18 protein-coding genes are annotated in these 19,866 nt (G+C 63.6%); 13 read left to right on the top strand and 5 right to left on the bottom strand.

Going from position 1 to position 19,866, the window contains the following annotated elements; all coding sequences use genetic code 11:
• Positions 1 to 125: 125 nt before the first annotated feature.
• Complete coding sequence (locus HU720_RS12615) at positions 126 to 1,058, bottom strand: siderophore-interacting protein (RefSeq protein WP_186520256.1); 933 nt, start codon at positions 1,056 to 1,058, stop codon at positions 126 to 128.
• Positions 1,059 to 1,206: 148 nt separating this feature from the next.
• Between HU720_RS12615 and HU720_RS12610 the strand changes: the two genes are divergently transcribed.
• On the top strand, positions 1,207 to 2,829 hold the full coding sequence (locus HU720_RS12610) for a twin-arginine translocation signal domain-containing protein (protein ID WP_186520255.1): 1,623 nt from the start codon (positions 1,207 to 1,209) through the stop codon (positions 2,827 to 2,829).
• A 373-nt stretch (positions 2,830 to 3,202) separates the two neighbouring features.
• Here the strand turns inward: HU720_RS12610 and HU720_RS12605 are convergent, their stop codons facing one another.
• From HU720_RS12605 to HU720_RS12595, 3 genes are read right to left on the bottom strand one after another with little or no spacing between them, the layout of a single operon-like run.
• Positions 3,203 to 4,606: an efflux transporter outer membrane subunit gene (locus HU720_RS12605; protein WP_186520254.1), complete on the bottom strand. Its 1,404-nt coding sequence runs from the start codon at positions 4,604 to 4,606 to the stop codon at positions 3,203 to 3,205.
• A gap of 3 nt (positions 4,607 to 4,609) precedes the next feature.
• Positions 4,610 to 6,574: a MacB family efflux pump subunit gene (locus HU720_RS12600; protein ID WP_186520253.1), complete on the bottom strand. Its 1,965-nt coding sequence runs from the start codon at positions 6,572 to 6,574 to the stop codon at positions 4,610 to 4,612.
• Position 6,575: 1 nt separating this feature from the next.
• On the bottom strand, positions 6,576 to 7,754 hold the full coding sequence (locus tag HU720_RS12595; protein ID WP_186520252.1) for an efflux RND transporter periplasmic adaptor subunit: 1,179 nt from the start codon (positions 7,752 to 7,754) through the stop codon (positions 6,576 to 6,578).
• A 217-nt stretch (positions 7,755 to 7,971) separates the two neighbouring features.
• On the opposite strand from HU720_RS12595, the gene HU720_RS12590 reads away from it, so the two are divergent.
• The 3 genes from HU720_RS12590 to HU720_RS12580 all read left to right on the top strand — a co-directional run bounded on the left by HU720_RS12590 (position 7,972) and on the right by HU720_RS12580 (position 10,481).
• Positions 7,972 to 8,448: a sigma-70 family RNA polymerase sigma factor gene (locus tag HU720_RS12590; protein ID WP_186520251.1), complete on the top strand. Its 477-nt coding sequence runs from the start codon at positions 7,972 to 7,974 to the stop codon at positions 8,446 to 8,448.
• 170 nt (positions 8,449 to 8,618) lie between these two features.
• Complete coding sequence (locus HU720_RS12585; protein ID WP_186520250.1) at positions 8,619 to 9,104, top strand: histidine kinase; 486 nt, start codon at positions 8,619 to 8,621, stop codon at positions 9,102 to 9,104.
• A 51-nt stretch (positions 9,105 to 9,155) separates the two neighbouring features.
• Positions 9,156 to 10,481, top strand: coding sequence for an MFS transporter (locus HU720_RS12580; RefSeq protein WP_186520249.1), 1,326 nt, complete (start codon positions 9,156 to 9,158; stop codon positions 10,479 to 10,481).
• 70 nt (positions 10,482 to 10,551) lie between these two features.
• Here the strand turns inward: HU720_RS12580 and HU720_RS12575 are convergent, their stop codons facing one another.
• Positions 10,552 to 12,234, bottom strand: coding sequence for an electron transfer flavoprotein-ubiquinone oxidoreductase (locus HU720_RS12575; protein WP_186520248.1), 1,683 nt, complete (start codon positions 12,232 to 12,234; stop codon positions 10,552 to 10,554).
• Between the two features lie 540 nt (positions 12,235 to 12,774).
• On the opposite strand from HU720_RS12575, the gene HU720_RS12570 reads away from it, so the two are divergent.
• From HU720_RS12570 to HU720_RS12530, 9 genes are all read left to right on the top strand, one after another.
• Positions 12,775 to 13,524, top strand: coding sequence for an electron transfer flavoprotein subunit beta/FixA family protein (locus HU720_RS12570; RefSeq protein WP_186520247.1), 750 nt, complete (start codon positions 12,775 to 12,777; stop codon positions 13,522 to 13,524).
• Positions 13,525 to 14,454, top strand: coding sequence for an FAD-binding protein (locus tag HU720_RS12565; protein ID WP_186520246.1), 930 nt, complete (start codon positions 13,525 to 13,527; stop codon positions 14,452 to 14,454).
• A gap of 80 nt (positions 14,455 to 14,534) precedes the next feature.
• Positions 14,535 to 15,344, top strand: coding sequence for a transporter substrate-binding domain-containing protein (locus HU720_RS12560; RefSeq protein WP_186520245.1), 810 nt, complete (start codon positions 14,535 to 14,537; stop codon positions 15,342 to 15,344).
• A gap of 196 nt (positions 15,345 to 15,540) precedes the next feature.
• Complete coding sequence (locus tag HU720_RS12555) at positions 15,541 to 15,861, top strand: DUF4398 domain-containing protein (protein ID WP_186520258.1); 321 nt, start codon at positions 15,541 to 15,543, stop codon at positions 15,859 to 15,861.
• Positions 15,858 to 16,667 (top strand): OmpA family protein, encoded by an 810-nt coding sequence (locus HU720_RS12550; protein ID WP_186520244.1) that lies wholly within the window; start codon positions 15,858 to 15,860, stop codon positions 16,665 to 16,667. Before HU720_RS12555 ends, HU720_RS12550 begins: the two co-directional genes overlap by 4 nt.
• 199 nt (positions 16,668 to 16,866) lie before the next feature.
• Positions 16,867 to 18,309 (top strand): PLP-dependent aminotransferase family protein, encoded by a 1,443-nt coding sequence (locus tag HU720_RS12545; protein ID WP_186520243.1) that lies wholly within the window; start codon positions 16,867 to 16,869, stop codon positions 18,307 to 18,309.
• 66 nt (positions 18,310 to 18,375) lie between these two features.
• The gene (locus HU720_RS12540) at positions 18,376 to 18,822 is read left to right on the top strand and encodes a hypothetical protein (protein WP_186520242.1); all 447 of its coding nucleotides are present in this window, start codon (positions 18,376 to 18,378) and stop codon (positions 18,820 to 18,822) included.
• A gap of 107 nt (positions 18,823 to 18,929) precedes the next feature.
• Positions 18,930 to 19,184: a YkgJ family cysteine cluster protein gene (locus HU720_RS12535; protein ID WP_186520259.1), complete on the top strand. Its 255-nt coding sequence runs from the start codon at positions 18,930 to 18,932 to the stop codon at positions 19,182 to 19,184.
• A gap of 33 nt (positions 19,185 to 19,217) precedes the next feature.
• Positions 19,218 to 19,823, top strand: coding sequence for an START domain-containing protein (locus tag HU720_RS12530; protein ID WP_186520257.1), 606 nt, complete (start codon positions 19,218 to 19,220; stop codon positions 19,821 to 19,823).
• The last annotated feature ends 43 nt before the right edge of the window (positions 19,824 to 19,866 follow it).

Genomic DNA, 19,866 nt, shown 5'->3' with positions numbered 1-19,866 from the left:
GGGGCCCAAACGCGGCCCCAGGATTTGTGCTTCAAACTGATATCGCCGGGGCCGCTGCGCGGCCCTTTCGCGACACAAGGCCGCTCCTACAGGGTGATGTATTCTCCTGTGGAGCAGCCCCCCCGCTAATCCAGCGTGCGCCCAGCCCGCCAATAGCCCATCAACGTCAGGCTTTCCCGCGCCAGCCCACGCTCCTTGATCAGATACCGACGAATGTCCATCACCGTGCCGGACTCCCCGGCAACCCAGGCGTAAAACTCGCCCTGCGCATCGCTGGCCAGTTCCCACACAATGCGCTGGTCGATGTCGATGTCTTCAAGCTCCGTTGGCCTTGCCACCTGCACGCCTGGAAGGCTCGCCAGTTCGTGCACCGCATGGTGCATGCCCTGGCCATGCTCGCACCGCAGTACGTCGCGGGGCAGCCAGTGCAGCCGCGTCGCCGGGCTGTGGCGCAGCGCCAGGCAGTCGCTTTCAAACGGCACCTCGATAAACGCCTCGACCGCAAGCTCAGGGGCGTCATCGGCCAGTTGCTCAAGAATGCCGGCAATCGCCGGCAGCGCGGTTTCGTCGCCCACCAGCAAGATGCGCCGGGCACTGCGCGGCGGTTTCCATTCATAGCCCCCGGGGTCGGCGCTGTAGGCCAGGTTGGGCGCGACCATCTGCAGGCGATCACCCACCTGCGCGCGCGTGGCCCATGCCGAGGCGGGGCCGTTGATGCCGTGCAGCACGAAGTCCACCTCCACCTCCAGCGCCTCTCGGCGCAGGGCGCGGATGGTGTAGGTGCGCATCGGCGGGGTGTGCTGCGGCGCAAGGTCGCGGCGCGCGTGTTGCCATTCGCCGGTCTTGGGCAGGGCCGGGGGCGCGCCTGCCGGGGTTGGGAAGAACAGTTTGACGCGCTGGTCCGGGGCCAGGGTTTTCATGTGCGCCACATCGTTGCCGGTGAAAACGAAGCGACACATCGACGTGCTCAGGCGTTCGATGGTTTTAAGCTCAATATCGAAGACGCGGTAGGCGGTGGCCTTGCTCGGGCGGATCAGCCGGGAAAGCAGGGAGGTCATGGTTCTACCTCTGTTGAAGGGGGATACCTGACAGACGAGTGCTGCACCGGCTGAATTACCCAAGCGCGGCCTGGCGCTAAATTTCCCGCCTCAACCTACGTCCTAGCTTGGATAGAAGCCGCGTCACGCGGAGACGGATTGAGGCGCAATGACAATTTCTCGACGAGGATTCATCGCAGGCCTGGCAGTGGCTGGCGCCACCGGTACGGCGGCCTACTACGCCCACAAGCAACTGACCCACGACCCCGAGGACGATATCGTCACGCCCGGGGAGGCCAGCGTGGACCTTGCCGACTACAACGGCCAGGTGCTGGCCGACTTGTTGCGCGGGGTGTGGGACATCCGCTTCGAAGGCGCGGATGCAGGCCTTGAAGGGCTGGGGCAGCAGGGCATCGAGATGTTCCTCGACGTCGCCACCAAAGGCCGCGGCTTGCGCGGCTTTGTCGATAGCGGTGCCAGCCTGCGCGGCGCTGACCAGCCTGCGTATCGGGTATTGGGCGACCTGGTGGGGGCCAGCACTGCCGAGGTGCGCTGGCGCCTGGTCGGCCGCAACGGCGGCCCTGGCTACGAGTGTGTGGCCAGCCTCGATGAGGTCTGGGGCGAGTTTTCCAACGCCGGCAGCGGCAGCTTGAGCGTGCGCCTGTATCGCCTGGACCGGCCGCTTACGCTTGCGCTGCAGGACAACCGCATGGTCGCGGTCAAGCGCCCGTTCCCCGAGGCCCGCGAGCGCCTGCCCTACACGCCGCTGATGCAAGCCTGGGTGATCGGCGCCGAGCACCGGTTGTTCCACCAGCTCTGGCATGCCACCCGCGACCAATGGCACAAACTGGCCAAACCCAAGCAGGACGCGCTGCGTGGCCTGGGCTGGCAGCCTGGCCCGCGTGACCGTGAGCGTGACGCCCGGGGGCCGCGCAAGCATCGCAATGGCTCGGGCATCGATTTTCTGTTCATGCACCGGCACATGCTGATGCATGCCCGCACCCTGCAGGACCTGCCGTCCTGGCAGCGCTTCCCATTGCCACAGCCCAGCGTCGAGGTCGACCGCGCAGGCTTTGCCCGCTTTTACGACAACCACGACGGCTGCTGCGTGCCGCCTGCCTGGCAGGCGCCGGGCGATGAGGCGTATGGGCAGTGGGTAGGCGCGATCAAGGCCGGCGAGACGTTCTGCAGCAATTTCCAAGTGTGGGAATCGCAGTACCAGGACCCGCACTACCTGGCCAAGCTGTCGCTGGGGGAGTTGGGGTCGGAGCTTGAGATGAACCTGCACGACTGGCTGCACATGTGCTGGGCCTCGGTGCCACGTGACCCCAGCAGTGGCGCGCCGGTGCCCTTTGCGCGAGACCCTGCGGACTTTGCCGCGCGCTGGTTCGAGCGTGAGAACGACTTCCTCGGCGACCCGTTTTCATCCCATGTGCACCCTGTGTTCTGGGGCTTCCATGGCTGGATCGATGACCGCATCGACGACTGGTTCCGCGCCCATGAGCGCTATCACCCAGGCCAAGTGCGGCGCCATGAGGCCAACGGTGTGCCGTGGTTTGCGCCGGGGCGTTGGGTGGAAGTCGATGACCCGTGGCTGGGGCCTGATACCCATGGTTGCAGCACCCAGCCGGGGACGCGGCCGGGCAAGTCGGTGGAGATGGATGTCGAGGTGATGAAGCTGGCCTTGCGTATCACCTTTGGCGAAGACGACAAGATCGGCGATCTTGTGCGCAAGGTCCCGCAGCGGCCCTGGTATGCGCGGCATCTGTCGATGAAGAATATCAGTGCTTGAGTGGCGGTGGGTTGGGTGAATTGGGACCGCTTTGCGGCCCATCACGGCGGTCGGTATTCCGGGCAATCCCGCCAATGCCGAGTCTTGGGGGCTCAGCTCTGTGCAGGCTTGATCCGGCCTCATCGCAGGCTGTCTCCAGCTCTCATAGAGGTCATGCTCAACCGCAACATTGCTGGTTGGACCCAATCCTGTGGGGAATCATAGATAGTTGTGGCGAGAACAGGCTTGTACAAAAACCATAGAATCTCCCACCGGATCTGGGCAAGGTCTCAATTCTGCGACTGTCCGCGATCTCTGTGGGAGCTGGCGACAGCCTGCGATGAGGCCGGCACAGGTTTGCGCAGAACCGTGGATGCCCAACCACCGCGACAGGCTACATTGCCCCAGCCTGCCACCCGCCGCCCAACGCCTTGTACAACGCCACGCTGCCTTGCAGGCGCGCCAGGCGCAATTGCGCTTGCTCATCCTCGGCCAGGTACAGCGTGCGCTGGGTTTCCAGGACGCTTAGCAGCGTCTCGGCACCGGCCCGATAGCGTTGCTCGGCCAGGTCGAAGGCGATGCGCGCCTGGGCGACTTCTTCGTCTTGCCATTGGCGCTGGCGCTCCACCCCGCTGATCGCGTTCAGGGCTTTTTCTACATCGGCAAAACCATTGACGATACTGGCGCGGTAATCCTCCAGCAGTTCCTGCTGCTCGGCACTTGCCAGCTCGCGCTCGGCGCGCAGGCGGCCGTTGTTGAAGATCGGCGCGGTAAGGCCTGCGGTCAGGGTGTAATAGGGGCTGTCGAGCACATTGGCTAGCGTGCGCGCACCGCTGCCCAGGTTGGCGCCGAGCACCAGGCGCGGCAGCATCGCTGCGCGGGCCACCTGCACGTTGGCACTGGCTGCCGCCAGCCGCGCCTCGGCTGCGGCGATGTCCGGGCGCCGGCCGAGCAGCTCGCTGGGCACGCCACTGCCAATGCCGGGCCAGCGCAGGGTGTTGATCGACTGCTGGGTTGCAGGCAACTGTTGCACCGGGTCACCGAGCAAGGTCGCGAGGGTAACGCGGTTGTCCTGCACGCGCTGCGCAAGCAGCGGCAACTGGCGCTGCTGGGCGGCCACCAGGCTGCGCTGCTGCGCAAGCTCAAGGCGCGTTGCAGAGCCTGCGCGCTCGCGCGCCTCGACCACGCCCAGCACGTCTTGGGCGTTTTCAAGGTTAAGCCGGGCGATGCGCAGTTGTTCGTCCAGCGCCAGGCCCTGCAGGTAACTTTCGGCAACGGCGCCAAGCAGGGTCAGCTCCACGGTCTGGCGGTCGAAGCGGCTGGCATCGAGGCTGCGTAACGCGCTGGCACGGGTGGCGCGCAGGCCGCCCCAGAAGTCGATTTCGTAGCTGGCAGCCAGTTGCATATCGAACGAGGTGCTGGTGCGCTCGCTGCTGCTTGCATCGAGCTGGTCGTTACCCTCGCCACGTAGCAGGCGCTGGCGGCTGCCATCCAGGCCCAGTTGCAGTTCAGGCAGCAGCGGCGCGCCGGCGATCACCGCGTTGGCCTGGGCCTGGCGCACCCGCGCCGTAGCGGCTGCGAGGTCGTGGCTGTTAAGCCGGGCACGCTCGATCAGGCGGTCAAGTTCGGGGCTGGCGAAGGCCTGCCACCACTGTGTATCTGGCAGCGCCTGGGTGGGCTGTGCCGGGCCTTGCCAGGCCTGCGGCGGGGTAATGTCGCTGGCGGGTGGCGCAGGGGTGCTGCACGCGGCCAGGCACAGGCTCAAGGTCAACAGGCTGATACGGCTTGGGATTGGCATGGATTATTCGCTGGTAAGGGCTTTGACCGGGTCGAGTCGGGCGGCTTTGCGCGCCGGCATGAAGCCGAACAGCACGCCGGTAATCACCGCGCAGGCGAAGGCGCCTGCGATGGCGGGCAGGGCAAAGGCCACGGCGATACCGGCCAGCAGCAAGGCGCCGCCGATACCCAAGGCCAGCACGATGCCGGTGACCCCGCCGACCATCGACAGCATCACCGCCTCGGTGAGGAACTGGCGCAGGATGTCGCGCTGGCGGGCGCCGGTGGCCATGCGGATACCGATCTCCCGGGTGCGCTCGCGCACGGTCATCAGCATGATGTTCATCACCCCGATACCGCCCACCAGCAGCGATATCGCCGCAATGGCACCGAGCATCAGCGACAGGCTGTTCTGCGTGCGCGCCTCGGCCTGGATCAGGGCGGCGTCGTTGGTCAGTTCGAAGTCGTGGCGGCCTTGATGGCGCTGGCGCAGCAGGCGGTCGATGGCCTGTTCGGTCTCGCCCACGCGGCTGGAGTCCTGGGCGGCGACGGCGATGTATTCAGGGTCGCGGCTGCCGAACAGGCGGATGGCCGCGGCGGAGTAGGGCACCGCGATGCGCTCGTCGCTGTCTTCGCTGCCAGAGCTTGCGCCTTTGCTGGCGAGGATGCCGATCACCTGGAACGGCACGTTGCCGATCAGCAGGTACTGCCCCAGCGGGTTGCTGTTCTCGCCGAACATCTTGCTGCGCACCTTCTGCCCGATGACCGCCACTGCCGCGCCGCTGGCTTCGTCGGCTTCGGTGTAGAAGCTGCCTTCGACCACCGGCCAGTTGAAGATCTGCGGGAACCAGGTGTTGTTGCCGCCGACATAGAATTCCTGGCTGTTGTTGCCTTGGCGCACCATCAGCTTGTCGCCGATGACAGGCATCGCGTGCAACACCTGCGGCAGCTCGGCGATGGCGGCGACATCGTCGAGGCTGACCACTCCGGCCGGTTCCCGGTCGGTGGCGTGCTTGCCGTTGAGGTAGAGGATGTTGGAGCCGAACGCGGCCATCTGCGCCATCACCTGGCGCTTGCTGCCTTCGCCCACGGCCAGCATGACCACCACCGAAGCAACGCCGATGACGATGCCGAGCAGGGTCAGGGCAGTGCGAAAGCGATTGATCCACATCACTCGCCAGGCCGCCTGCAGGGCTTCGAGCACTTCGCCTTTCCAGGCGCCCTTGAGTGTGGCTCCGCTGTCCAGGCGCTGGCGCAGGTCGTCGGCTTGCAGTTGTTCGCCGGGCGCGGTTCGCGCCTGTTCGCCAGCCGAGTCGCTGACGATCTGGCCATCGCGGATTTCGATGATGCGCTGCGCCCGGGCCGCGACTTCGCGGTCGTGGGTGATCAGGATGATCACGTGCCCTTGGCTGGCCAGTTCGTCGAGCAGCGCCATGACCTCGGTGCCGCTGTGGCTGTCCAAAGCGCCGGTAGGTTCGTCGGCAAGGATGATGTGGCCGCCGTTCATCAATGCACGGGCGATCGACACCCGTTGCTGCTGGCCACCGGAAAGCTGGTGCGGGCGGTTGCCGGTGCGGCTGGCCAGGCCCAGGCGTTCAAGCAGGGCGCGGGCGCGGGCGTGGCGTTCGGCGGGTGGGATGCCGGCATAGATCGCCGGCATTTCGACGTTTTCCTGGGCTGAACCCGAGGGGATCAGATGGTAGCCCTGGAACACGAAGCCAAACGCCTCGCGGCGCAGCCAGGCCAGTTCGTCGCTGCCAAGCTCGGCCACGTCACGGCCGGCGAAGCGGTAGCTGCCAGAACTTGGGCGGTCGAGGCAGCCGAGGATGTTCATCAGGGTCGACTTGCCCGAGCCCGAGGCGCCGACGATGGCCACGAACTCGCCGGGCTGGATGCTCAGGCTGATGCCGCGCAGCACTTCAACAGTGGGGGAGTCGACCCCGCCGTAGACCTTGCGGATGTCGCATAGCTCAATCAGTGGAGTGCTCATTTCAGCTCCCGCTGGCCGCGGGGCTGCCGATGACCAGCCGCTCGCCTTCACGCAGGCCGTCGAGAATCTGCACGCGCAGGCGGTCGCTCAGGCCCGTGCGCACTTGGCGCGGTTCGATCTTGCCGTCGCTGCCCAGCACCTGGGCCAGGCGCAGGCCGTCTTCGGCGGTGTCGTCCAGCGCCGCTAGCGGCACGCTGAGCACCTGGCTGGCCTGGCCTGCAACGAAGAACACCTGGGTGGTCATCTCGGCCATCAGTGCGCCATCGGGGTTTTCGACGTCCAGCAACACGGTGTACTGCACCACCTTGCTGCCGGTGGCTCCGGCCGTCGCGCTGGCCGGGCTGCCGCCGCCCTGGCTGGATTGTTCCAAGGGTTGCGGCGGAATCGGCAGGATCTGCCGCACACTGCTGGCCCAGCGCCGTTTGCCGCCCGCGAGGGTGGTGAAGTAGGCGCTCATGCCAGGCTTGACCTTGCCGATGTCGGCTTCTGAAACCTGTGCCCAGACGGTCATCGGCGACAGTTTGGCGATGCGCAGGATCAACGGCGTCTGTTGCTGGGCGTTGAGGGTCTGGCCTTCGCGGGCATCGACTGCGACCACGGTGCCGCTCATGGGGGCATAAATGCGTGTGTAGCCAAGCTCGGCCTCGGCGCTGCGCAGGCTGGCCTGGGCTTGGAGAATCTGCGCCTGGTACATCTCGATGCGGGCCTTGGTCACTTTCAACTGCGCCTGGGCGGCCTGCAGGTCTTCCTGGCGGGTCGCGCCGGAGGCTGCCAGGTCGCGCTGGCGCTGGTGTTGCTGATTGGCCAGTTGGTACTGCGCGCGCTGCTCGGCGAGCTGGGCCTTGAGGTTTTCGATGGAGTAGCGCCCGGCGTCGAGGTTGGCCTGTTGTGTCGAGGGGTCTATTTCCACAAGCAACTGGCCTTCGCGTACCTGATCGCCCGCCTCGACGTGCAGTTTGCGGATCTGCCCCGAGGCCTGTGCGCCGACGTCCACATAGCGGCGCGGTTGCAGCGTGCCCAGTGCGGTAACGCTGCTTTCAATGTCGTGGCGCGTCACCGGCACTGTGCTCACCGGCGCCCCTCCAAGGGGCAGGGCTTTCCAGGCGAGCAGGCTGCCCAGGCCAAGCACGCCCAGGGCGGCGAACAGCAGGCGGCGACGGGGGTTGGATGTGCGAGTCATGCGGGCTTCCAGCCGGGAATAGTGGCCGAGCGCGGCCAGTGGCGATGCGCTCGGGGGCTCCAGATAAACGAAAGGGCGGCGTTACGATTTAGCAGGTTGGATGGTAAGGCTTAAGGTTGCTGAGAATCATTATAATTTGTAAGATCGCACGTTGATATCATTCAGATACGCTGCCGACCTTGGGCAGTGCTTGCGCAGGTAGGCGCCAGGTGCCGTCGTGGAACATTACTATCGCGAATTGGTGAGTTTTCTCTGTGCTCGCCTGGGCAACCGCCAGGCCGCCGAAGACGTCGCCCATGACGCTTACTTGCGCGTGCTCGAACGCACTGCTGGCGAGCAGATCGAGCACCCGCGCGCGTTTCTCTACCGCACTGCACTCAATCTGGTGGTCGACCGCCATCGGCGCCATCTGGTGCGTCAGGCTGAACCTCTGGAGGCGATCGAGAACGACGAGCGTTGGCAGACACCGGCGCTGTCGCAGGCAGTGCAGCATGATCAGCGCCTGGCCTTGATCCAGCAGGCATTGGACGAATTGCCTGCGACTTGCCGCGACTGCTTTGTGCTACGCAAGCTTGATGGCTTGTCGCACCCGCAGATCGCCGAACGCCTTGGCATATCGCGCAGCCTGGTGGAGAAACACATCGTCAATGCCATGAAGCATTGCCGCCAGCGCATGCGCCAGTGGGAAGGCTGATTGCAGGGTGTTGCGCGGCCGGTAAAAATTTCCACTGATGGCAACTTGATTTCCCGGCATTTACCGACAACTATCAAACAAGACCGCCCGGGCTGCCTGCCTGCGGCTTGCCTGTACCGGCGCAGTAATGGTCATGGAGTCAATTTCCGCTTGCTGCCAAGGTCAGGACGATGCCGAACAAATCCCTGCGCATCCTTATCGCTGATGAGCACCCCGAACAAAGGCTGCAGCTGGAACGGCTGCTCAACGGCCTGGGGTACTTCCGAATTGCTCCGGTAGAGAGCTTCGATGAGTTGCAGCGTCTGGTGCACAGCGCCTTGCAACCGTTCAACCTGTTGCTGGGCAATATCGAGCTGGCAAGCCACGCCGGGGTCGACCTGGCGCGGTTCTGCCAGGTCAGCACGCAGATTCAGCACGCCTTGCTGTACCACTCGCGTCAACTGAGGGTTCCGGTTGTGCCGCCGGGCGAGCGCCAGGCGGTGAGCGTCAGCCTGCCGCGCGCACCGGACAACGAAGCGCTCGAGTCCTTCATGGCAATCATCGATCTGCCGGTAGTGGTGGGGCAGTTGGCGCTGCCAGACTCGCTCGTGGGCCGGGGAGTGCCGGCTATGCGCCCGCGCAACTTCGGCCACACGGTGTTCAGCCGCAGTTCATGAGGCGCAGCTTTTGCTATCCTCTTGGCCCCTTGTCGAGCTAGCGGACCTGCCATGACTGCCATCGATCCCGCCCGCGCGCCGCGTTTGTGCCGCGGTGACCACCGTACCCTGGGCCTGGCGGCGCTGGGCGGTGCCTTGGAGATCTACGACTTCATCATTTTCGTGTTCTTCACCCTGACGTTGAGCAAGCTGTTCTTTCCGCCTGAAATGCCGGAGTGGCTGCGCCTGTTGCAGAGTTTCGGGATTTTCGCCACCGGTTACCTGGCGCGGCCGCTGGGCGGCATCCTGATGGCGCATTTTGCCGACCACCTGGGACGCAAGCGGGTGTTCAGCCTGAGCATCCTGATGATGGCGTTGCCGTGCCTGCTGATCGGGGTAATGCCGACTTACGCCGATATCGGCTACGCGGCGCCGCTGATTCTGCTGGCGCTGCGTATCTTGCAGGGTGCTGCGGTGGGGGGCGAGGTGCCCAGCGCCTGGACCTTTGTTGCTGAACACGCTCCGGCAGGGCGGCGCGGCTATGCGCTGGGGTTTCTTCAGGCGGGGTTGACCTTCGGCTATCTGCTCGGCGCGCTGACCGCGACGCTGCTGGCGCAGGTCTTCACCCCCCAGGAAATCCTCGATTACGCCTGGCGTTACCCGTTCCTGCTGGGTGGGGTGTTCGGTGTGATTGGCGTGTGGCTGCGCCGCTGGCTCAGCGAAACGCCGGTGTTTCTGGCCCTGCGTGAGCGCAAGGAGCAGCCGGTGAGCTTTCCACTGCGCAGCGTGTTGCGCGAGCATCGCCGCGCACTGCTGCCGGCCGCGCTGCTGACCTGCGTGCTGACCTCGGCAGTGGTGGTGCTGGTAGTGATCACCCCGACCGTCATGCAGCAGCGCTTCGGCATGAGCGCGGGGCACACCTTCGCCTTGAGCAGCGTCGGCATCGTGTTTCTCAATATTGGTTGCGTGCTGGCTGGCTTGTTGGTCGACCGCATCGGTGCGTGGCGTGCGCTGATGATCTACAGCCTGCTGCTGCCGCTGGGCATCGGCGCGCTGTATGCGAGCCTGGTGGGGCAGTGGGATGCTATCTGGCTGGCGTATGCCTTGGCGGGGTTGTGCTGCGGCGTTGTGGGGGTGGTGCCGTCGGTGATGGTTGGCTTGTTCCCGGCGCAGATTCGCGTGTCGGGTATTTCCTTTACCTATAACGTTGCCTACGCGCTGTGGGCCAGTATTACGCCGCTGGCACTGATCGCGCTGATGCCGTGGAGCCCATGGGTGTGTGTCGTGTTTTGTCTGATCATGGGCATGGTCGGGGCGCTTACCGCCGTGTATTTCAGGCGGCGCGAACCCCTGATGTTTGCTACCCAGGCGACGCCGGTCCTGTGCGGTGACAAATGAAGGGCTAGCGCCCTGACACCAAAAAGCCCCCGGGCCTTGCGGCCAGGGGGCTTTTTGTTGGGGCTGAGACTTACATGTTCGGGTAAGTCGGCCCGCCGGCACCTTCAGGGGTGACCCAGGTGATGTTCTGGGCGGGGTCCTTGATGTCGCAGGTCTTGCAGTGCACGCAGTTCTGCGCGTTGATCTGGAAGCGTTTGCTGCCGTCTTCCTGGGCGACGACCTCGTACACACCGGCCGGGCAGTAGCGCTGCGCCGGTTCATCGTACAGCGGCAGGTTGCTGGCGATCGGGATGCTCGGGTCGGCGAGCTTCAGGTGGCAAGGTTGTTCCTCTTCATGGTTGGTGCTGGAGAGGAACACCGAGCTGAGCTTGTCGAAGCTGAGCTTGCCGTCGGGCTTGGGGTAATCGATCTTTTTCGAGTCGGCGGCTAGCTTGAGGCAGGCGTAGTCAGGCTTGGTGTCGCGCAGGGTGAACGGCAGCTTGCCGCCGAACCAGTTCTGGTCCACGTAGTTGAACGCAGCGCCCAGCAGCGGGCCGAACTTGTGCATGGCCGGGCCGAAGTTACGGCTCGCGAACAGTTCTTCATACAGCCAGCTGGCTTTGAATGCAGCCACGTAGCCGTTGAGTTGGTCGCCGCCTTCGCTGCCGGCGAACAACGCCTCGGCCACCGCTTCGGCGGCGAGCATGCCAGACTTCATCGCGGTATGGCTGCCCTTGATCTTGGCCACGTTCATGGTGCCCAGGTCGCAACCGATCAGCGCGCCGCCGTTGAAGACCATTTTCGGCAGCGAGTTGATGCCGCCTTTGGCCAGGGCGCGGGCGCCATAGCTGATGCGCTTGCCGCCTTCGAGGTACTGGCTGATCACCGGGTGGTGCTTGAGGCGCTGGAATTCGTCGAACGGCGACAGATACGGGTTGGCGTAGGAGAGGTCGACGATCAGGCCGACCACCACCTGGTTGTTCTCCAGGTGATACAGGAACGAGCCGCCGGTGTTGTCCTTGCTGACCACATCCAGCGGCCAGCCCGCGGTATGCACCACCAGGCCCTGCTCATGCTTGGCCGGGTCGATTTCCCAGATTTCCTTGAGGCCGATGCCGTAGTGCTGCACATCGGCTTCGTTGTCCAGGTCGAAGCGCTTGATCAACTGCTTGCCGATATGGCCGCGGCAACCTTCGGCAAACAGGGTGTACTTGGCACGCAGTTCCATGCCCGGGGTGTACAGGCCGTCCTTTGGATTGCCTTCGCGGTCTACGCCCAGGTCGCCAGTGATGATGCCGCGTACTACGCCGTTTTCGTCGAACAGCGCTTCCTGGGCGGCGAAGCCTGGGTAGATTTCTACGCCAAGGTTTTCGGCCTGTTGCGCCAGCCAGCGGCACAGGTTGCCCAGCGAAATAATGTAGTTGCCTTCGTTGTGCATGGTTTTGGGCACGAACAGGTCAGGCACTTTGGTAGCACTGCCGGCGTCCCGTAGCACATAAATGTCGTCGCGCTTCACTTCGGTATTGAGCGGCGCGCCGAGGGCTTTCCAGTCGGGGAACAGCTCGTTCAGGGCGCGCGGCTCGAACACCGCGCCAGAGAGGATGTGGGCGCCGACTTCGGAGCCTTTTTCGACCACGCAGACGCTGATCTCGTTACCGGCTTCGGCGGCCTTCTGCTTCAGGCGGCAGGCGGCGGACAGGCCCGCCGGGCCTGCGCCGACGATGACCACGTCGAATTCCATGTATTCGCGTTCCACAGGTTCTCTCCTACTCATCAAGGCTCGTGCTGTTGCTTGGTCTTTTTTTAGATGCATGGCGGTCATGCGCAACTGGCTTTGCTGTAGCTGCGCAAATGACGGACTACACCGTTTTGTCTTGGCCGCGCATTATATCTACACCACTTGGCCGGTCCAATACAAACGTTCGTTTGAATTTGCCGCAGCCCAGTAAAATCAAAGGAACGCGGCTTGAGGCTGGCCAATTTGCCGTATTGACCCGATTGGGTGATGCGGTCAAGATACGAGCGCTTTTGCGTTCGCCGTAGGCTGTCCGTCGGGCGCAGGTGCACCCCTAAAGACCAGGCGTGGAGCAGGGTTTACGGGCTGAATCAGGTTTTGTAGTGGAGTCTACACGCCACGACAGAAAATGACCCGCGGGTTTTGCCCGCCGGGTCGCAGCAAGACTGATCGGTCATCTGCCGTTTGTGCTGAATCCGGCCCGCTCCGGTACGTTTTTAGAGGTGCCCTTGTACCCACGCGCATTCGCCGGGCAGTCCCCAGGCGATCTTCTTTTCACCGGAGAGTAACGAGGAATCCATGAAGGTTCTTGTAGCTGTCAAACGAGTGGTCGACTACAACGTCAAGGTTCGCGTCAAGGCGGACAACTCCGGCGTCGACCTTGCTAACGTCAAGATGTCCATGAACCCCTTCTGCGAAATTGCCGTGGAAGAGGCCGTGCGCCTGAAGGAAAAAGGCGTTGCTTCCGAAATCGTCGTTGTCTCGGTAGGCCCGACCACCGCTCAGGAGCAGTTGCGTACTGCCTTGGCGCTGGGTGCCGACCGCGCCATCTTGGTCGAAGCCGCCGATGAGCTTAACTCGCTCGCCGTGGCCAAGGCGCTCAAGGCCATTGTCGACAAGGAACAGCCGCAACTGGTGATCCTGGGCAAGCAGGCCATCGACAGCGACAACAACCAGACCGGCCAGATGCTGGCTGCGTTGACCGGTTTCGCCCAGGGCACCTTCGCCTCCAAGGTAGAAGTGGCTGGCGACAAGCTCAACGTCACCCGCGAAATCGACGGCGGCCTGCAAACCGTTGCGCTGAACCTGCCGGCCATCGTCACCACCGACCTGCGCCTGAACGAGCCGCGCTATGCGTCGCTGCCGAACATCATGAAGGCCAAGAAAAAGCCGCTGGAGACTGTGACTCCGGACGCGCTGGGCGTATCGCTCGCCTCTACCACCAAGACCATCAAGGTTGAAGCGCCGGCTGCACGCAGCGCAGGTATCAAGGTCAAGTCGGTGGCCGAACTGGTCGAGAAGCTGAAGAACGAAGCGAAGGTAATCTAAATGACTATCCTGGTTGTCGCTGAACACGAAAACGGTGCCGTAGCCCCGGCCACCCTGAACACTGTCGCCGCTGCTGCCAAAGTCGGCGGTGACATCCACGTACTGGTCGCCGGCCAGAACGTAGGTGGCGTGGCTGAGTCCGCCGCCAAGATTGCCGGTGTAGCCAAGGTGCTGGTGGCGGACAACGCCGCCTACGCCAATGCCCTGCCGGAAAACGTCGCGCCGCTGATCGTCGAGCTGGCCAAGGGCTACAGCCACGTGCTGGCCCCGGCTACTACCAACGGCAAGAACATCCTGCCGCGGGTTGCGGCGCTGCTGGATGTCGACCAGATCTCCGAGATCATCACGGTCGAGTCTGCCGACACCTTCAAGCGCCCGATCTACGCCGGTAACGCCATTGCCACCGTGCAGTCCAGCGCTGCGGTCAAGGTAATCACCGTGCGTACCACCGGCTTCGATGCGGTGGCCGCAGAAGGCGGCTCCGCTGCCGTCGAAGCTGTGGCTGCTGCCCACGACGCCGGTATTTCCGCGTTCGTTGGCGAAGAGCTGGCCAAGTCTGACCGCCCTGAGCTGACCGCTGCCAAGATCGTCGTTTCCGGCGGCCGTGGCATGGGTAACGGTGACAACTTCAAGCATCTGTACACCCTGGCCGACAAGCTTGGCGCTGCGGTAGGTGCCTCGCGCGCCGCCGTCGACGCAGGCTTCGTGCCCAACGACATGCAGGTCGGCCAGACCGGCAAGATCGTTGCGCCACAGCTGTACATCGCCGTCGGTATCTCCGGTGCGATCCAGCACCTGGCCGGGATGAAAGACTCCAAGGTGATCGTTGCGATCAACAAGGACGAAGAGGCGCCGATCTTCCAGGTTGCCGATTACGGCCTGGTGGCCGACCTGTTCGAAGCCGTTCCAGAGCTGGAAAAGCTGGTCTGATCCAGCGGCTTCACTTATAAAGAAGCCCGGCCCCGTCATGGGGGTCGGGCTTTTTTTATGCAAGGCAGGGAGTGGTGTGCATGGCGTTTGGTTCGAGCAAGAAGGTGCTGGCCTGTGTGTTGGCGTTACTGTCCACGCCCGTGTGGGCGGTAGGCAAGTGCGAGCGCCTGGTGGTCACCGGTAGCCCCGATGCGCCGCCGTATTCCTGGCAGGACCCGCAAGACCCCAAGCACCTGATCGGCGCCAATGTCGACCTGCTGCGCCAAGTGGCTGACGAGCTGGGGCTCAAGGTCGAAGTGCTGCACGCCGGCAGGCGCGAACAGGCTCTCGAAGAGGTGCGCAGCGGGCGCATGGACCTGCTGCTCGATACACCGATGCAGGTCGCCCAGCTGACTGCGCTGGACTACATCCACCCGCCGCTGCAGCTTAACGAATACCTGGTCTGGACCCGTCACGACGCGGTACTGGAGTTCAACGGCCCAGCCGACCTTGCCCGCTACCAGGGCAGCGTTTCGCAGAAGGCACGCCTGACCCCGGTCTTCGATGCCTTCGCCAAGGCTCAGCTCAAGCTGGACCGTGCGCAAAACCTTACCCAAGCCTTCCAGAAGCTGGTGCTGGGTCAGGTCGATTACGTGCTGGCCGGGCGCTATTCAGGCATGGCCCTGACGCAAAGCCTGGGGGTTGGCAACGATGTGATCGCCCGTGGCCTGCCCGTGGACCGCCCGGGGTTGTACCTGGCGGTTTCGCACAACTCGGCCTGCAACGACAGCTGGTTGCGCGGCCAGTTGGCCAGCAAGCTCGCACAGTTGCCGCTTTCCGGTACCTCCGAGGCGGTGTTGCAGCGCAACGTGGAGCGCTGGAAGGCCCAGATGCAGCCCGCTGCCCAGTAGTTTCTCGCCGTTACGCCGCGAATTGGCGGGCAAGGGAAACACTTCCCCCGTCAGGTGCTCAAATGCAGCGCAAACACGTTACTATTGCCGCTTTGCGCGCGAGCCTCAGCCCTGAGCGTTCGTGGCTCTCACCCAGTCATTCGGCGTAAGAGGCTCATTCGGCTTGAATATACGTTTCTCAATAATTGCCCTCGGCATGCTTGGCCTGGCCGGTTGCGCCAGCGACCCGGCGCCTGTCGAACAGCTGCGCCTTTCCGAGCAGGCGCTGGAACAGGCCAAGGCGGTCGGGGCGACCGAGCAGGTGCCGGAATACAAACTGGCCGAAGACAAACTCACCCGCGCCAAGGCCAACATGGCCAGCGAAAGCTATCGCGATGCGCGCATGCGCGCCGAGCAGGCTGAACTTGATGCGCGCCTGGCCGAGGCCCGCGTGTTGACGCAAAAAAGCGAAGAGCAACTGCAGGTGCTGCAATCACGGGTCAAGCGCCTGCGTAAACAGCTGGAGGTGCAGCCATGAAGCGCAGCAAGCCAATGGCGGCACTGGCCCTGGTGGCCCTGGTCGGTTTGCAAGGTTGCGCCAGCCAGCGCAGCGAGTCGGCGCTCGATGACGCCACCGCGGCCTACCAGCAGGTCAAGGACAAATCCGAGGTGCTGCGCAGTGCGCCGCGCGATGTGATCCGGGCCGGCGAGTCGCTGGGCCGTGCCGAGCGCCTGGCCGGTTACATCGGCACGGGTCCCGACGTGCGCCACTATGCCTACCTGAGCCAGCGCTACAGCGAAATCGCTGCCGAGCACGCCAAGCTTGCGCTCAACCAGGAGCGCGTGACCAAGCTTGACCTCGACCGCCAGCGGCTGCAATTGGCGCTGCGCGAAGCCAAGCTTGCCAGCGTGCAGCAACAGGGCAAATTCATCGAGGCGCAAATTTCTGCGCTGGCATCTCAGCAGAGCGACCGGGGCCTGGTAATGACCTTGGGTGATGTGCTGTTCGATACGGGCCAGGCGGATCTTAAAAACACTGCCAGCCGCACCGTGCTCAAGCTGGTGCAGTTCCTCCAGCTCAACCCGCGTCGCGTGGTGCGCATCGAGGGCTACACCGACAGCACCGGCACCCCGGAAGACAACCTGCGGCTGTCTCGCGAGCGTGCGCAATCGGTCGGCGACATGCTGGTCGACCTGGGTGTGAAGGAAGAGCGCATCGAGGTGGTCGGTTATGGCGACCAGTATCCGGTCGAGGCCAATGCCTCGGAGCGGGGCAGGGCGCAGAACCGTCGGGTCGAGATCGTCTTCTCGGACGATAAAGGCAAGCTGTCTCCCGCACGCTAAGCGTAAAGGGCCCCGCGATCGGCTGCAGTCGATCAGCGGGGCTTTTTGTAAGTGCGGCTGTTCACCGTTTCGCTGTCACGTAACTGTATTGTTGACTAATCTCTGATCTGTCCCAGTACACTTTGCAACTGTTACGGTATTCTGGCTTGGCTGTAGGCCACACAAGAACAATGACCTGTCCGCGCTTCGAGAACACGCCATGACCAACCTGCTGCTGTACCAGCGCATCGCCCAGCAACTGGCCGAAGACATCCGTCGCGGTGTCTACCAGCCGGGCGAGCGAGTGCCCTCGGTACGCAAGATGAGCGCGCAGCTCAACGTCAGCCACGCCACCGTGCTGCAGGCTTACGCCAATCTCGAGGACCAGGGCCTGATTCGCGCGCGCCCGCAGTCGGGCTACTACGTGCACCAGACACCCGCCCTGACTGCGCTCACCCCCGATATCGCCCGCGTCGAGCGGCCGGGCCTGGTGACTCGCGCCAGTATCATCCAGCAGGTGCTGACCGAGGCTCGCCGTGACGGGGTGTTCCCGTTCGGCGCGGCGGTCCCGCACGTGGACTATTTGCCGGTGCGCGCCTTGCACCAGCAGTTGGCCAAGGTCACTCGGTTCCATAGCCCTCGCGCCTTCAGCTACATGTTCAGCCCAGGTTTCGAGCCGTTGCGCCGGCAAGTTGCCATTCGCATGCGCGACGCCGGTGTGCTGGTAGACCCGCGCGAGGTAGTGATCACCCATGGTTGCGTCGATGCGCTGCAAATGGCGCTGCGGGTACTGACCCGGCCGGGGGACCTGATTGCTGCTGAGTCGCCGACTTATTACGGCCTGTTGCAGCTTGCTGACCTGCTGGGCCTGAAAGTCATCGAGATTCCCAGCGACCCGTCCACCGGTGTCAGCCTTGAGGCGTTGCAACTGGCGGCCAATCAATGGTCGATCAAGGCCCTGGTGCTGACCGCGCGGCTGAGCAACCCACTGGGCGGCACTATCCCGGAAGACCGCCAGAAGCAGTTGCTGCGTTTGGCCTCGGACTTCGATATCCAGATCGTCGAAGATGATATCTATGGCGAATTGATGTTCGAGCAGGGCCGTACCAAGGCGCTCAAGGCTTACGATCGACTGGACCGGGTGATCTACTGCTCGAGTTTTTCCAAGACCCTGTCGCCGGGTGTGCGGGTGGGCTGGATGATCGCGGGGCGTTACCAGGATGAGATCCAGCGCTTGCAGACTTTCACCACCCATTCGGCGTGCAGCGTGACGCAAATGGCCGTGGCGGCTTATCTGGAAAACGGCGGCTACGACCGCCACCTGCGTTTCATTCGCCAGGAATACCGCAAGAACCTGACCGCCTACCAGTTGGCTGTCCAGCAGCACTTCCCTGACGGCACGCAGATGACGCGCCCAACCGGTGGCTTCATCCTGTGGGTCAGCCTGCCGGGCAGGGTCAACACCCAGGACCTGCACGTGCGGGCGCTGGAGCAGGGCATCAGCATCGCCCCTGGGCTGATATTCAGTAACACCGAGCAATTCAATCACTGTATCCGGCTAAATTGCGGCATTCCGTGGAATAAAGAGGCCGAACGTGCCGTGATTACGCTCGGTCTGCTGGCTCATCAATTGTGCAGAGACACGACCCCATCACTTTTGTAGGCTTGTCAGAGCGGCAGGGAAAAGGGAGCATACGCACCTCTGACTCTGCCTGCGGTGGCCCTCAACGTGTTTCGTCCTCTTGTCCTTGCCTTGTGTCTAGCGCTGCCTTGGCTGCCGGCAGGCATGGCGGCGGCTGCGGAGCCGGTAAGCAAAGCCCAGGTAAAGCCCTCGGCCAAGCCTGTGACCAAGGCCAAGCCCAAGGCGGCCAGCAAGGCCAAGCCAAAGGCCAGGCGCGCTGCCCGTAACACGGCAGTGGCCAAACCATTGCCCAAGCCCAAGCTGGACCTCTCGCTACCCAAAAGCATGGTCAACCAGCTTGAGCCTGATGTCGGTGATGGGCCTGTGGTGCGCAAGCCGATATTGCCATCCATGTTCCCCGCAAAGCCGGAGTCAGACGGTAGCCCGTTCCAGCTCAACGGCCGGCTGATCAGCAACGAAATGCAGTTGCAGATGCGCAATGACAGCCGCCGCGATGTTGACGGCGCTGCCCTCGATTTCGAATTCCGTAACTGACTACCGGGTCACTGTCGATTTCATCTGCCTGGTAATTTCAAACGTATGTTTGAGCGGTTAGTATCCAGGGACGTTCGTCCCGTCTTGCTCCTGGGAGTCCTGTTTTCATGAATTGCCGTGAGGGTTGTGGTGCTTGCTGCATCGCCCCATCCATCAGCTCTGCCATTCCTGGCATGCCTCTGGGCAAGCCGGCGGGGGAGCGCTGCCTGCACCTGAACCTAGACAACCTCTGCGCTCTGTTCGGCAAGCCCGAGCGGCCCAAAGTGTGTGGTGGTTTCAAGGCGGAGGTGGCGGTGTGCGGCAATGATCGGGATGAAGCCATACGCATCATTGGCTGGCTGGAGCAAGTGACGGCGGCGTGACAGGTTGGATCTTCGACAACAAGGAACAAGATGATGAGATCGATCAAGCGTATTGCTCTGCTGTGTAGCCTGGGTGCGGTGCTGGCGCCGAGCGCCTGGGCCGAGAACTGGCAGGTGGCCAAAGATGAAGACGGCATCAAGGTGTCGCTCAGTGAAGTGGCGGGTTCCAAGTACAAGGCGTATCGCGGCGTTACCCTGATCAAGGCGCCGCTGGCCAAGGTCAAGGCGTTGCAGGAGGACGTAGCCGGCGCCTGTGCCTGGGTGCACGAGTGCAAGTCGCAGAAGCTGCTCAAGCACGAAGGCGCGCAGAGCTGGACCTACACCCAGTTCAATACCCCATGGCCAGTCACCCCGCGCGATTCGGTGCTGCAGGTGACCACCGTGCAGGAGGCTGACGGCAGCGTCACGCGCACGCTCAAAGAGGTGCCTACGTATCTGCCTGAAGAGAGCGGTTATGTGCGGGTGGTGCAGGTCGAAGGCTTCTGGAAGCTGGTGCCCAAGGGTGATAGCACCGAGGTCACGTACCAGGTGCATACCGAGCCGGGTGGCAGCGTACCTTCGTGGCTGGCCAACAAGTTTGTGGTGGATGCGCCATTCAATACCTTGAAGGCCTTGCGCGAACGCGCCGAACGGCCTTGATCGCGCTGCCGACCAGAAGCCGCCGAGGCGCTTCTGGTCGGTG

The organism is Pseudomonas sp. SWRI51, assembly GCF_014268825.1.
Classification (GTDB): domain Bacteria; phylum Pseudomonadota; class Gammaproteobacteria; order Pseudomonadales; family Pseudomonadaceae; genus Aquipseudomonas; species Aquipseudomonas farsensis.
The sequence above is the reverse complement of the archived record's forward strand: the minus strand, read 5'-3'. Positions and strand labels throughout refer to the sequence as shown.